Origin of the sequence: Larkinella arboricola, from assembly GCF_003259745.1 — a bacterium.
GTDB lineage: Bacteria > Bacteroidota > Bacteroidia > Cytophagales > Spirosomataceae > Larkinella > Larkinella arboricola.
Genome location: NZ_QLMC01000004.1, coordinates 350,482 through 363,781, shown reverse-complemented (window position 1 = coordinate 363,781; position 13,300 = coordinate 350,482). Strand labels below are relative to the sequence as shown.

Annotated in this window: 13 protein-coding genes; 3 read left to right on the top strand and 10 right to left on the bottom strand. The window is 53.7% G+C overall.

The genetic code is table 11. The annotated features are described in order from the left end of the window. Window positions 1-9: 9 nt before the first annotated feature. Together LX87_RS17225 and LX87_RS17220 are read left to right on the top strand one after the other, a co-directional pair. Window positions 10-417 carry a c-type cytochrome gene (locus LX87_RS17225; RefSeq protein WP_111629508.1) on the top strand — a complete coding sequence of 136 codons (408 nt, stop codon included), beginning with the start codon at window positions 10-12 and terminating at the stop codon, window positions 415-417. 78 nt (window positions 418-495) lie between these two features. After that, window positions 496-1,332, top strand: a complete 837-nt coding sequence (locus LX87_RS17220) for a sugar phosphate isomerase/epimerase family protein (protein ID WP_111629507.1) — start codon at window positions 496-498, stop codon at window positions 1,330-1,332. Window positions 1,333-1,403: 71 nt separating this feature from the next. Here the strand turns inward: LX87_RS17220 and LX87_RS17215 are convergent, their stop codons facing one another. From LX87_RS17215 to LX87_RS17170, 10 genes are all read right to left on the bottom strand, one after another. Beyond that, on the bottom strand, window positions 1,404-1,811 hold the full coding sequence (locus tag LX87_RS17215; RefSeq protein ID WP_111629506.1) for a DUF983 domain-containing protein: 408 nt from the start codon (window positions 1,809-1,811) through the stop codon (window positions 1,404-1,406). Window positions 1,812-1,927: 116 nt separating this feature from the next. After that, window positions 1,928-2,791 (bottom strand): helix-turn-helix domain-containing protein, encoded by an 864-nt coding sequence (locus LX87_RS17210; RefSeq protein ID WP_111629505.1) that lies wholly within the window; start codon window positions 2,789-2,791, stop codon window positions 1,928-1,930. Window positions 2,792-2,862: 71 nt separating this feature from the next. Next, window positions 2,863-3,990 (bottom strand): C40 family peptidase, encoded by a 1,128-nt coding sequence (locus tag LX87_RS17205; protein ID WP_111629504.1) that lies wholly within the window; start codon window positions 3,988-3,990, stop codon window positions 2,863-2,865. Window positions 3,991-4,083: 93 nt separating this feature from the next. Further along, on the bottom strand, window positions 4,084-4,554 hold the full coding sequence (locus LX87_RS17200; protein WP_111629503.1) for a hypothetical protein: 471 nt from the start codon (window positions 4,552-4,554) through the stop codon (window positions 4,084-4,086). 130 nt (window positions 4,555-4,684) lie between these two features. Beyond that, window positions 4,685-5,971, bottom strand: coding sequence for a serine hydrolase (locus LX87_RS17195; protein ID WP_111629502.1), 1,287 nt, complete (start codon window positions 5,969-5,971; stop codon window positions 4,685-4,687). Beyond that, the gene (locus tag LX87_RS17190) at window positions 5,955-7,019 is read right to left on the bottom strand and encodes an aminotransferase class I/II-fold pyridoxal phosphate-dependent enzyme (RefSeq protein WP_111629501.1); all 1,065 of its coding nucleotides are present in this window, start codon (window positions 7,017-7,019) and stop codon (window positions 5,955-5,957) included. The genes LX87_RS17195 and LX87_RS17190 overlap by 17 nt, the downstream gene beginning before the upstream one ends. A gap of 33 nt (window positions 7,020-7,052) precedes the next feature. Continuing rightward, complete coding sequence (locus LX87_RS17185) at window positions 7,053-8,072, bottom strand: dipeptide epimerase (protein WP_111629500.1); 1,020 nt, start codon at window positions 8,070-8,072, stop codon at window positions 7,053-7,055. 44 nt (window positions 8,073-8,116) lie between these two features. Beyond that, the gene (locus tag LX87_RS17180; RefSeq protein ID WP_111629499.1) at window positions 8,117-9,220 is read right to left on the bottom strand and encodes a DUF922 domain-containing protein; all 1,104 of its coding nucleotides are present in this window, start codon (window positions 9,218-9,220) and stop codon (window positions 8,117-8,119) included. Window positions 9,221-9,332: 112 nt separating this feature from the next. Beyond that, entirely contained in the window at window positions 9,333-10,529 is a 1,197-nt protein-coding gene (locus LX87_RS17175; RefSeq protein ID WP_111629498.1) for a molybdopterin molybdotransferase MoeA, read from the bottom strand. A 117-nt stretch (window positions 10,530-10,646) separates the two neighbouring features. Then, window positions 10,647-11,501: a pirin family protein gene (locus LX87_RS17170; protein WP_111629497.1), complete on the bottom strand. Its 855-nt coding sequence runs from the start codon at window positions 11,499-11,501 to the stop codon at window positions 10,647-10,649. Window positions 11,502-11,729: 228 nt separating this feature from the next. Between LX87_RS17170 and LX87_RS17165 the strand changes: the two genes are divergently transcribed. Further along, the gene (locus LX87_RS17165) at window positions 11,730-13,292 is read left to right on the top strand and encodes an alpha-amylase family glycosyl hydrolase (RefSeq protein ID WP_111629496.1); all 1,563 of its coding nucleotides are present in this window, start codon (window positions 11,730-11,732) and stop codon (window positions 13,290-13,292) included. The last annotated feature ends 8 nt before the right edge of the window (window positions 13,293-13,300 follow it).

Below are 13,300 nucleotides of genomic sequence, written 5' to 3'. Positions count from 1 at the left end.
ATCTGCGTCATGAGAATTGTGTTTGCATTGGGGCTTTGCCTTTTAACGTTAACCGGTAGTGCACAAACCAAAAAACCTGCATCAAAATCGGCTCCCGGTCCGGGTCAGCAAATCTATGAACAGTACTGCCTGACCTGCCACCAGGTTGACGGCTCGGGCGTCCCGAATCTGAACCCGCCCCTGAAACAAACCGACTGGGTGCAGGGCGATAAAACCCGGCTGATCAACGTGATTCTGAAAGGATTACAGGAGCCGATTGAAATCAATGGCGAAACATTCGATAACGTCATGCCCGCTCATGACTTCCTGTCCGACAAGGAAATTGCCGACGTGCTGACCTTCGTCCGCAGCAATTTCGGAAACAAGGCCGATGCCATCACGGCGGAGGAAGTAAAGAAAGTAAGAGCGGGGAAATAATTAGAAAAGGGCCGCCCTGTTGGATTAAGCCGATTAAATGATTAACTAGGCAACCGGTTTATTTCGTATTCCTGCCCCATGAAAACGCTTCTTTTTTCTACGCTGCTCGCAGTTGGTTTAACGCTTTCTGGTTTTGCACAACCCAAATCGCCGGTTGGTCTGCAACTGTATAGTTTTCGGGAACAGTTTCCGAAGGATGTCGAAGGAACGCTGGCGAAGGTCCGGGAGATGGGCTTCCGGGAGGTCGAACTGGCGGGCACGTACGGTTTAGCCCCTGCCGATTTCAGGAAGCTACTCGCTAAATACGGTCTGAAACCGATCAGTACCGGCGCTTCCTATGAAGATCTGGCCAGCAACGTGCCGAAAGTACTGGAAGAGGCCCGGGCATTGGGTGTGAAGTACGTCATGTGTGCCTGGATTCCGCATAACGGTGACAAATTTACGATTGACGATGCCAAACGCGCCGTCGATGTTTTTCATACCGCCGGTAAGCTACTGAAAGACAACGGTCTTTCCTTTTGTTACCACATCCACGGTTACGAATTCCAGCCGTACGAGAGCGGTACCTTCTTCGATTATCTGGCGGAAAACCTCGACCCCCGGTACGTCAACTTCGAAATGGATGTATTTTGGGTTAAACACCCCGGACAGGACCCCATTGCGCTCCTCAAGAAATACCCGGGCCGTTTTCCGCTCATGCACCTGAAAGACCGGAAACCCGGCACGCCCGGCAACGATACCGGCCACGTCGATGTTGAATCAAACGTCGCCATCGGGAAGGGGGATCTGGGCATCAGCGAGATTATGAAACAGGCGAAAAAATCCGGCGTCAAACACTCCTTCATTGAAGACGAGTCCTCGCGCTCGATGGAACAGATGCCCGAAAGCGTGGCTTATCTGCGGGAAGTGATGTAGTTTGTGTCATTCCAGCGCCAGCAGGAGATCGGGTGAAACTCCTGCCGACTTTTTGTCCTCTTCAGGCCCAATCAGGCCGGAACATTCAACGGTTTATTGTCGGTATGTTGCTTCTTCTGCGGATCGTATGCGATGAAGAAGGTAAGCCAGCTCCGACGGGCCAGCCGGAAAAAGTACGGCGTCAATAACACCAGCGTCGGCATCAGACCCATTAAATAATAATCCAGATCCACGTTCAGCCATTTGACGGCTACAAAAAACGTGATCAGCGTGTAGATGGTATAAAACGCGTAACTCACAAACATGGATCCCCAGTAGAATCCCGGCTCGGGGATGAGCACTTCCCCGCAATGCGGACACTTTTCGTGCATTTCGTCAAAATGCCAGCTATAGGCACTTTTCGTTATGAAGAAATCGCCCTGGTGGCAACGGGGACATTTATTGAACACAACGCTGTATAATCGATTATCTTTTAACATGGCTATCGGCGTTTAAATACGGACGGCTTTTTGAGTCCGTGAGTACCCTGCAAAAGTACCGTATGGCCGATTCTTCCGGAAAGACAAAACCGGAGCGTTATGGTACAAATCAACGATTACCCCAATAATGCCTGACGAAACTCGGCGGGTGTCTGCCGGGTGTGTTTTTTAAAGAACCGGACAAAATAAGAAGGATCTTCGAAGCCTAGTTGAAAGCCAATTTCCTTGATCGACTGGCCCGTGTGCGTCAGCAGACGCTGGGCTTCAATCACCTGACGCTCGTGGAGCAGTTGACTGGCGGTTTTGGCGAGCACTTTTTTGCAAATGTGATTAAGGTAATTGGGCGTCAGGTTCATCTGCTCGGCATACTGGCCCACCTCCCGAACGGTCAGAAACTGCCGTTCCAGCAACTCTTCATACTGCCGGATGCGGTCGTACAGATTCGTATCAACGATGGGCCGCTGCTCGGTATACAGCCGACTGGCCGTTTCCAGAATCAGGTGGACAAACGACAGAAACACCTCCGAACGGTTGGGCAGATGCGCGTCGTATTCCTGCCAGGCATACCGAAACAAATCCTGAAAAAGTCCCGGCGAACCCGCAACGTCCAGCAGCGGCTGGTGCTGGTGTGAATGATAAAACGGGTACTGAAACAACCGGCTGCCGAAGCGGCTGCGGAAAAAGTTAGCTTCAAAAAACAGGTTGAACCCTTCGATGTCGGCGGACAATTGCCAGCTGTGGACCTGCCCCGGCGTCAGAAAGTAGAGTTGGTGGGCCGCTACCGGGTAGGTTTTGAAGTCGATGGTGTGCGTACCGCTTCCATGGGTGATCCACATCACCAGATAAAACGTGTGCGAATGCGGTTTGTCGATGCCCTTGAACTCCTGCACCAGTTTCTCCAGCCGGGTCATGTAAAAGAGCGCATTGGGCTCGTGCCGCGGAAATGCCTGAAGTTTGTAGACGGGTACGGAAGAGGACATAGGATGGAGAAACAGGAGGATAGACAAGAAAACAACGATGAAACCACTCCGGCCTATCCTCCCCCGGCTTTTTAATAAATACTTGTTTTGGCTACCCGCTTCGCCCGCAGAAACCGGTTTAATTCATACACGTCGAAATTCGGTGCCGTAGGATTCATGCTTGAAATCCTGATCTGGCCTGATGCGTGAATAAACTCGTTGTTACCAATCCACATACCCACGTGAACCACGCGCTCAGGCTTGTCGAGGGTTGCAGGTTCGCCAAAGAACAGCAGGTCGCCGGGCCGGAGCTGGCTAAAGTTCTTCCCGGGGGTTTCGACGAGTTCGCCCACATTGACCTGCTGCGAGGCATCGCGCGGCAACTGCTGCCCATTGAGCATATAGACGGTTTTGGTAAATCCGCTGCAATCCATGCCTTTTACCGATGTGCCACCCCATAAATACGGTATTCCCATCAGGCTTTTTGCCGTGCTGACCAGCGCATTTTCGGTAGGCCGGACCATCGCCTGCCAGCGATCCAGCCGCTGCGCATCGCGTTTGGGAACATAACCCGTCCGACCGTCGGGGTAGCGTACCTGATAACACTGCCGCTGTTCGCTAACCAGCGCCAGCATGTCACCGGCCACAATATCCGACACGGTTTGCGAGCGTTTGCTGGACTCGCTGTACACAAAACCGACCGGACTCGTGTAAATAATCTTCTCGGCAGCCTGCCACTGCTCGTAATCGACGCGGGTCATGAGCTGCAACGCCCCGGAATCCGTCCAGGAAATATATTGGTCGGGCGTTTGCACCTGGTACCAGTTGCGGTCTTTATCCAACACATTCAGCGGCATTCCCAGCAGCGCCTGCGTGGCCAGTTCGGCAGAATGCCGGGCGTTGGAGCGCAGGTTAGCGACCGATACATTGACAATGGCGAACACTTTTTCGCCCAAAACCGGAGACGGCAGCAGTTGAATCTGGTCCACCACGGGCCGATCAGCCGCCTTAAGCTGGTTGAGTAGCGCCTGTTTTGCTTCGGGCAGGTTCGTAAAACCGGTCAGGTTGCCCAGCGAATCGGCCTCCACGTTAAAAATGGCTACCCGTTTGTCGGGCGCGTATTGCTTCCGAACGGCTTCCACGATCTGATCGATGGATTGCGCAAAACCGTTGGCCGAAACCAGCAAAAGCAATAAAAATCCGGTACAAATTCGTTTCATAGTTCCCTTTACAGATTGTACAAAAATACAAAAGCCAGAGACGAATACGAATCTGGCCTTTGCGTATGTGGCTGTTAATTTTCAGTTTATGCCTTATTTTTTGGCGTTGAAAGCCAGTTTCAGTTCTTCGCCCGTATCGGGGTCCTTTTCCGATATATTGAAGATGATAAAACCGCCATCAGCATCGCCAATCCGCTGCCCATCGACGTAAAGTCCGAAATTGGAACCCACTTCGCGCACCTCAATAACCTGATCCTCAAGCAGGGAAACATTACCTTCGCCTTCGATGAACAGGCTTAAGTCCAGCCCTACTTTTCCGTCTGACTTCTTCGTCATTTTAGCTGTTCCGGACGCGACCGTTTTACCGCCTTCTACCAACGGCAGCGTCGGCAGTTCAACTTCGTTGGCGCCCTCAATAAAATGGAAAGAACTCAGTTTATAGGTTCCCGCTACTTTTTCCGCCGGGGTTGCTACCGGTTTTTCGTCAGGCTGCGGATCGTTGTTATCTTTTTTACAGGCCGCAAAAGCGATAAGCACAAACAGAAAGAGAAGGACTTTTTTCATCAGTAGAGTTGTTTTATTCGCTACAAACGTAGTGTTGAACGAACCCGATCTCAACCGATGGTTACATGAATTGTCATTTTAAGCACCTGAACCGTTGTCAAATGCCGTTGAAAGCCCTGCGTGAATTTCATTAGTCATCGTAGCCCACCCGAAACCGGCTCAGGTCGGGCAGATTAGGCCGTTTCCGATTCACCTCGTAGTCGAAGATAACCCGGCCCAGATTGGCCAGAAACGGATGGCCAATCGTTTGATAATCATATTTGTTATCGTTAAAAATCCCGTCTTCGTTGCAGTAAATCACCGCCGACAGCAGGAATTCAATATTCTTCTCGAAATCAACGACGTAAGCATTGTCGATCATGTAACCGTAGGCATCGCCCACTTTGTTGAAAATCCGCACCGACGCCGGTATTCGGCTTTTGGCGTCGCCGAATACCAGAAACTTGACATAACTGTCGTAATAAGTCGAATCGTATCGGGGAAACTTCGTCTCACGGGGCAACTGCGAGAGGTAGCGGTATAAAAACCGGTAATCGTCGGCAGTCAGATCAAATTTGTTCCGCACCGGCACATCGTCGGGAAACAGGACGGCCCGCAGCATATCCTGCTGGTCTTCCAGCGAAAAAAAGTTTTTTTCTGTGAAATCAAACGGTTCTTTCACCAGCGTACTGCCTTTCAGGTAGCCCGTGCCCCGCAGAATTGGCTGGTCGGGCCAGAAGGTTTTGTCACAGACCTGCGCGGGTTGCCCATACAAAACCGTATCGCCTTTCACAAACTGCACGGCATTGGTCCGGCGGTTTTGCTCCGGGGTCAACGGGATGGAAAGCCGGTGCGTGATCCGCGTATTTTTATAGCCTTTCTCGCGCAGCCGGTCGTTCAGTTCGCACGGGCCAACAAACTCATACAAACGGTTAAACGCGTCATTATCGCTCACCAGCAGAATTTTCCGGGCGTAGTGGGCCACCGAGGGCAGGCCATTTTCCGCCGTCGAATCCTGGCGCACGCCGGTCTGGTAACCCGTTGAGTCCGTCAGCATCGGCGTGTCAATTGACAGATCGGGCTGTTTTTTCCGAAGCTGATTGATTTTTTCCAGCGCCAGCAAAACCGTCGGAAGTTTGACGGTACTGGCCGGGTAAAAATACCGGTCTTTGTCGAGCCGATACCGATACGTTTTAAACAACGGACGGTTTTTCTCGTCGCGGTTAATCTGCGTGTAGACAATCTGAACGTCGTATTTCGCCGGATTTTCCAGCACTTTCCCAAACAGTTCCGGATTCTTTTTCAGCAGTTCTTCCAGGAATTTATCGGTTTGCTGGGCCCGTGCGGGCAGACCGACAGCCAGCAGTGCGATGAGCAGCAGTCCTCGCAACAGAGGGCCCAATCGGCGGTTTTTGATGATATTATCCCGTTTTTCCATCCAGGCAGTCGGCTAGTTGTTCGATGTCTTCCGGCTGATGCAAGGCGCTGATGACGATGCGCGTATTCGGTTTGTCGGCGGGTGTTGGGTAGGCAAACGAATAGATCAGAATCCGGTTCGCTAACAGATACGAATATAACTGATCCTGTTCAGTATAAAAGACCGGATAAGCAGGAATGTGCTGAAAGCGATCAGATGGCCCAATTCGGCTTTCGAACCGGGCAATATTGGCCTGCAACCGGTCAAAAGCCGTGCGGTACAACGTCTGCGCCCGCCCGAAAGCGTAGAGATAAGCCGGTGGTATGGGCGAACACGCGCCAAAAAAAGCCGTATGCCGAATGGACTGGAGCGTTTTAGGGTCGGCAAAAATCACCCCGCCCGGCATTCCCATCGCCTTTGCCAGCGAAGCCGTCACAATCAGCCGGACGTTTGGCCGTCGCGGAATCATCGGCCCGATGCCACTGCCCTCCGGCCCGATGACGCCCAAACCGTGCGAATCGTCCACCAGCAGCGTAATGTCCGGCCCTTCGGGCAGTTGATTCACCCAATCAAACGAATAGCGCATCGAACAGAGCGCATCCAGCGAATTAAGCGCAATGACGACATGCGGGGTGGCGGCTGCGGCCACCAGTTCGGGCAGCTGCGCCGTCCAGTCGGCAAACGAGAGGGTGGGCAGGCTGGTGTTGGGGTCCTGCCAGATGGCCGGGTGCGCCTTGGGTCCGTAAAGAAAGCCTAGCCCCTGCGCCTTCAGCCAACTGACCACGGCCTGCCCCGCCAGCATACCCGACGAGAGCGTCAGGGCGGCTTCGGCTTTTGCAAATGCGGTCAGTTGCGCTTCCGCTTCCTCGTAAATGCTCAGTTGCAGATTACCGTTGCGCGACGATCCGAACATGGTTCCGTACCGCGCCATTCCTTCGGCCAGCAGGGCCTGAAACGCCGGATTCTGCGCCATGCCGAGGTAGGCCGTGCCGCTGAAAAACAAATAGTCCTGCCCCTCAAACTGGATGGTCCGGCCGGGCAGGTGGTCAATGGAATAGTAACTGCTCATCGATTCGTAAACAGCAGGAGTCGGCCCTGCTTCTTATTTTTTCAGGGAAGCCCCCGTTCCGTTTTCCCGGGCGTAAATCACCCGGCCAAAATCAAAGGTCACGCCCGTAGCGGGGTCGTTGGTAATGAGCAATGTACCGTCCATGTCTACGTAATCCAGCAGCGGCAACAACTGCCCGATGGCCGAAATGCCGACGCTGGTTTCGTTCATACACCCTACCATCACGTTCAGGCCGAGTTGCCGGGCTTTTTCGATCATGCGCCGGGCGGGCGTCAGGCCCCCGCATTTGGTTAGTTTAATGTTGATGCCGTGGAAATAACCGGCACAGCGTTCCACATCACTTTCCACAATGCAGCTTTCGTCGGCAATAACCGGCAGGACGCTCTGTTCCATCACCCGTTTCATACCGTCCCAGTCGTCGGCTTTGAGCGGCTGTTCGATAAATTCCACACCCAGTTCTTTCAGGGCCCACGCGTTGGAAATGGCGGTATCGGCCGTCCAGGCGCAGTTGGCATCCACCCGAAAAACCGCATCGGTATGCTTCCGCAATTCGCGCACAATCGCCAGATCGTCGGGCGTGCCGAGTTTTATTTTGTAAACAGGCCAGGGCAACTCCTGCATTTTCCTGACCATCGTGTCCACCGTATCGATGCCGATGGTGTAATTCGTAAGCGGATTGCAGCTTGGGTCCAGATTCCAGTAGCGGTAAAGCGGTTTCCCGGCCTGTTTAGCCACCAGGTCGTGGGCGGCTTCGTCCAGCGCACACTGCGCAAACGGGTTGTCTTTCAGGTGGTCATGCGCCAGTTGCCAGAGTTCCTCGGCGGTGGTCCACGTACCCGCTTCAATCAGCCCGCGGATGCTTTCGAGGTCCGCCGTCATCCGGTCGAGGGTAATGCCGTAATATTTATTGGATGTAGCCTCGCCAAAGCCGCTCAATGGGCCGTCCTGCAACTCCACAATGAGCGTCGGCTGAACATCGCGGGAGTCGTGGGCAATGGTGAATGTATGCTTTAATCGCAGGTCGAAACGGTGGAAACGAAGTGAAACAGGCATAAGTAGATTCAATTCTGACTTGACGGATTCGGAGCAAAGGTAATTTATTGGCGGTTTGCGATCATAATCGCCGTCAGGTCTTCCGCATTTTTCAGGTCCTGGGCAATCTTGCGGTTCCAGCGTTCCTGCTCGGCCTGGTTAAGACCGTGCTGCGTTTCAGAATCGTACTGTTCCTGCCAGCGGTTCATGTCCCGGTATGCTTCCAGATACAGAAACTGCACGCGGCTGTTGTAATCGTCGAGGTCCATCGCGTCGTCGGATACAATCCGCTGCTTAAACCGTTCGACAATCAGTTTGACAATATCGAAATGTTTCTGCTCGTGGAGTAAGCCGTAGTCTGTCTTACTGCCGGGCCGCACCCACGACATGCTCTTGACCATGAACGTCTTGAACGTCAGCTCTAGCTGAATATAGCCGTTCACCCAGCGGCTGTGCCCCTCATACGAAAAGGTCGGGAAGATCGTCGCGGCATTCCGGCTGCCCAGGCGGGGCTCGGCCTGAAAATCGTCCCAGCTCAGGGGGCGTAGCGGACTGTAAAAAACCGTATCGCCCGACGCCTGCTGCACGCTGTGATCAATCAGGACAAACTTGATTCCCTTCACCAGCGCCGGGCTTTTGTCACGGTTTATCTTGATCCAGTTGGAAAGGTATTGAACGGCACTTTCCAGGGCTTTGCGCCCCACGAGTTCAAGCCGGTCGGTCTGGCCGAAGGAACGGGTGTAAATGGTCCGGGCGGTGTAGGTCGTGAGCAAAACGGGGTTGCCGTCGCGCATCACATCGAACGCCAGTTCCAGCCGACAGACTCCCTCGGCCTGCGAGTCGTTCTTTACTTTTTCGGAAAACACAAACTCGCGCACGCGGATGATGATGGGCACCCGCGACGAATCAGGGCGGAAACCGGAGCGCAGCAGGTCGGTAAAAACGTCGCCCACTTCGTCATTACTGCGAACGGGAGAACTGCTTTTTGAACTGGCCAGAACCGTCCCGAGGTGTGATCGGAGGGAACGTTCATCCCGAATCCGCAGCAGCGAAAACGTTGGAGCCTTCACAAAAACGGGATCTTTCCGGAAGGCAATCCATACCGGTTGTTGCCACGCCAGCGACAGGTGGGAAATGAATAGAAAGAGTATGATATGCCCTGATTTCACAGTATGTCCCCACGAACGTTGGCCGGTGTTATGAAAGATACAACTTTCATCTTTCGATACTCTTTACAATCAACCGATTACGGATAAAACAAGACAATTATTTTTAGCCGCATCAGCGGAAGGTATACACCGGAAATGCTTCGCCTTCCTTAAATTCACTGCGATCCGGCGGCAATTCCATAAAACCGTCGCAGCGAAGCAGATTGGCGTAATCGGCTGAGCCGCTCCCCGGCAACGGTTCGGCCTGCCAGATACCGTCGGCGCTTACCGATAAACTCACGGGCAGGAAATAAGTTAGCTTCGGAGCAAACGAAATAGCACGTTTTAATCGTACGACCGACGGTTGCGCCACCGGCAAACCCAGCGAAGCCCGTAGCCACGGCAGCAGATAGCGGTAAGCGCACAAAAAAGTGGAAACGGGATTGCCCGGCAAACCGAAAACAACCTTTCCCGCGTCGGACGTACCAAACCATAACGGCTTTCCGGGCCGCTGTGCCACCTGATGAAATTGCTGCCGCACGCCCAGCCGCTGCATCACGCCGGGCACAAAGTCGGCTTTTCCGGCCGAAACGCCCCCACTCAGGACCAGCGCATCAAAGTCGGTCAGCAGGGCTTTCAGGTCGGTTTCCATCGTATCGGCTTCGTCGGGCAAATGCAGCAGAACGGTTTCGGCCCCGACGGATTGCAGCACCGTTTGCAGCAGGTAGGTATTTGAGCGCCGAATCTGGTACGGTTGGGGCGTTGCCGCCACATCAACCAGTTCGTCGCCCGTCGAAATCAGCGCAATGCGCGGCAGCTTGCTTACGGATACCGTCGCTTTTCCAACTGAAGCGGCAACGGCCATTTCCGGCGGGCCCAGCCGCGTTCCAATCGGCACCAGTTCCTCATACTGCTTTCGGTCGGTGGCCCGATGATGCACATTCTGCCCCGGTTTAATCTCATCGATGCGGATTTGGGCCACACCGTCGGTGATTTGCACGTCTTCGTAGCGAATGACGGTATCGGTTCCGGCCGGTAACATGGCGCCGGTCATTACTTCCAGACAAGCGGTTTCGTCTGCCAGCGTCTGCCCGGGTTGCCCCGCAAACTGTGCTCCGGCGACCCGGAATTGCCGCTGGCCCTTGCTCCAGGTTTGGTAGGCAATCGCAATACCGTCCATCGAAACCCGGTCGAAGGGCGGCAGGTCGCGGTCGGCAGTGAGCGGCTCCCGCAAAACCCGCCCGGCAGCCTGGACTAACGGTATTTCTTCAGTCGGTAAGACCAGGGAGTTATTCAGAACAATCGAATAGGCGTCGGCAACGGAGATCATCGGCTCGTTTTTTTTGCAAAAGATACAGGGATGGTTACGCAAAAAACGCGAAAGGCGGAGAATTTACCAGAATCTTAGTAAAAACTCCGCCAGCCGCGTTTACAAACAAACCAACGTTTACTCTTCGATCAGGATGCCCATTTTACCGATTCGGAAATCCCGGTAGGCTTCCATCACTTCAATTTCGTTGTTCATCACAAACGGACCCTGGGCAATGATTTTCTCGCCAATGGGTTCGCCCGACATCAGCAGGACCCGCGTATCTTCCAGCGCTTCGATGGTGATGCCTTCGCCGTCGTTTTCCGGCACAACCATATACCTGGGTTTTACTTCCGTCTGTTCGCCGACGCGCAGTTTGCCGTCCAGCAAATACAAAAACGCGTTGTGACTCGTCGGTAGCGGCAGGTAAATTTTCCCACCGGCTTTGAGGTACAGGCTGGCCGAATTGATGGGTGTAAACGTCGGAATCGGTCCTTTTATACCCAGCAATTCACCCGAAATCACGTTAACCGTTACCAAACCGTCTTCGCTGACGAACGACGGCGTTTCTTCTTTCAGCAACGGATAGTAGCTCGGCTGATCTTTTTTATGCGCCATTGGGGTATTGACCCACATTTGAATGATTTCCAGTTCGTCGGACAACGGGCGCTCGCTGTGCATGATGCCCAGACCGGCGTTCATCCACTGCGTACCACCCTCGTACACGCTCCGGTCGTTGCCCCGGCTATCGCGGTGACGCACCCCGCCTTTGAACACAAACGTCACGGGCGAAAAGCCACGGTGCGGATGCGGCCCCACCCCGGCGTGGTTGAGGTTTTCTCCGTCCCGCAGGAAACTGTGGCTGTGATGCAACAGGACAAAGGGATCATGGTAGGGCAATTGAGACGACGGCAGCGGCTGCCGAACCCGAAGTTCACCCATGCTTTGTAAAGGAGCCGGTATCAATTGCTGGATGGTGCGTTCCGTTTTCATAATCCTGACGATTTAAAAGTATAAACATTTAATGTATATACATTAAATTGCAAAAAGAAGTTCCTCTCTATTTTTCACCCAGCGACATCAGGCCAAAATAGCCCTTCGGGCTTGGGGTCTACCGCCTTGATTTCCTTGCTTATTATCAGATTTTATTGTTGGATTTAGAGAAAAACAAACTTCGGCAGAGTTCAGGCCGTTTAAACAGGCAGAACTCTTTTCCATACTATGCCCGACGCATCCGTTCAATCGACTTCGCCCCGCTTCACCCGAGCCTCATCCGACCAAACCGTCACCGGCCATACCGGCGTGCATTACGAGATTTTTGTCCGCGCCTTCTGCGACTCCAACGGCGACGGCATCGGTGATCTCAACGGAGTTACGTCAAAGCTGGATTACCTGAAAGAGCTGGGGGTGTCGGCCATCTGGCTGATGCCCATTAATCCGTCGCCCAGCTACCATATGTACGATGTAACGGATTATTACAGCATTGCACCCGAATACGGCACGATGGACGATTTCCGGCGACTGATCCGGGAAGCCCACCAACGCGGCATGAAGGTCATCATGGATTTTGTAATCAATCACACCAGCCGCCAGCATCCGTGGTTTGTTGAAGCCTGCAAAAGCAAAGACAACCCCTACCACGACTGGTACGTCTGGATGAGTCAGAAAGAAATTGACGCGCTGAATATTGCCTCCCGCGAAATGACCGCCGATTCGCAGGAGAAAAACCCGTGGCACCGGGTACCCGGCGCACCGTTTTCGGAGAAATATTATGCCCTGTTCTGGAGCGGAATGCCGGATTTGAACTACGACAACCCCAACGTCCGGCAGGAAATTTATAAAGCCGGTAAGTTCTGGCTCACCGACGTGGGCGTAGACGGTTTTCGGCTCGATGCGGCCCGGCACATTTACCCGGACTGGGAGGAACCCAAAAACCACCAGTTCTGGGAGGAGTTCGGGCGGGAAATGGAGTCGGTCAAACCGGGGGTGTATACCGTAGGCGAAGTCTGGACGCGGGCCGAGCGGATTGCCCCGTACTTCCGGGGCCTGAAAGCCAACTTCAATTTTGATCTGAGCCTGGCGTTGCAGGAAATACCGTTTAAGGAACGGGATACGGCGGGGATCATCCGGATTCTGTTGCAGAACCACGCCATTTTTGCGCAGGTGAACCCGAATTTCATCGACGCCATCATGCTCTCCAACCACGACCAGACGCGGATTGGCAGTTTTCTGAACGGCAACCTTAATCACCTGAAAGTGGCGGCCAGCCTGCTGCTGACGCTGCCCGGCAATCCTTATATTTATTATGGCGAGGAAATCGGCATGCTGGGTGCCAAACCCGACGAAAACATCCGGGAACCGTTTCTCTGGAACATCGGCAGGCAGGACCCGCAACGCGCCCGCTGGCGCCGGGCTCACTACTCAACCAGCCGGACGGTGACGCCCCTGGCGCAGCAGCAGGCCGACCCCAATTCGCTTTATAATCATTACAAACGACTCATTCACTTCCGCAACAGCCACCCCGTGCTGAACGACAACCTGAGCAAACTGGAAGCAAGTGAGATTCAGCAAAAAAACGTGATTGCCTTCGTCCGTAAATCCGGCGACCGGTCGGTGCTGATCCTGCACAACCTCAGCAAGCGCGGACTGGATGTGGTGATTTATCCGGCTGAAACCGCTGAAGGCAGGCAAATTGTGCTGGATACCGTCGGTGGGGCGAAGTTGTTCAAAGACGGCAAAGTGCGGGTTCCGGCATACGGTTGTGTGGTGCTGGAGCGAGTATAAGTAATACG

Coding starts and splice junctions, on each gene's coding strand:
- LX87_RS17170 (WP_111629497.1), bottom strand. CDS start 11,501: ATGAAAACGGAACGCACCATCCAGCAATTGATACCGGCTCCTTTACAA.
- LX87_RS17220 (WP_111629507.1), top strand. CDS start 496: ATGAAAACGCTTCTTTTTTCTACGCTGCTCGCAGTTGGTTTAACGCTT.
- LX87_RS17190 (WP_111629501.1), bottom strand. CDS start 7,019: ATGAGCAGTTACTATTCCATTGACCACCTGCCCGGCCGGACCATCCAG.
- LX87_RS17175 (WP_111629498.1), bottom strand. CDS start 10,529: ATGATCTCCGTTGCCGACGCCTATTCGATTGTTCTGAATAACTCCCTG.
- LX87_RS17195 (WP_111629502.1), bottom strand. CDS start 5,971: ATGGAAAAACGGGATAATATCATCAAAAACCGCCGATTGGGCCCTCTG.
- LX87_RS17215 (WP_111629506.1), bottom strand. CDS start 1,811: ATGTTAAAAGATAATCGATTATACAGCGTTGTGTTCAATAAATGTCCC.
- LX87_RS17205 (WP_111629504.1), bottom strand. CDS start 3,990: ATGAAACGAATTTGTACCGGATTTTTATTGCTTTTGCTGGTTTCGGCC.
- LX87_RS17185 (WP_111629500.1), bottom strand. CDS start 8,072: ATGCCTGTTTCACTTCGTTTCCACCGTTTCGACCTGCGATTAAAGCAT.
- LX87_RS17200 (WP_111629503.1), bottom strand. CDS start 4,554: ATGAAAAAAGTCCTTCTCTTTCTGTTTGTGCTTATCGCTTTTGCGGCC.
- LX87_RS17225 (WP_111629508.1), top strand. CDS start 10: ATGAGAATTGTGTTTGCATTGGGGCTTTGCCTTTTAACGTTAACCGGT.
- LX87_RS17210 (WP_111629505.1), bottom strand. CDS start 2,791: ATGTCCTCTTCCGTACCCGTCTACAAACTTCAGGCATTTCCGCGGCAC.
- LX87_RS17165 (WP_111629496.1), top strand. CDS start 11,730: ATGCCCGACGCATCCGTTCAATCGACTTCGCCCCGCTTCACCCGAGCC.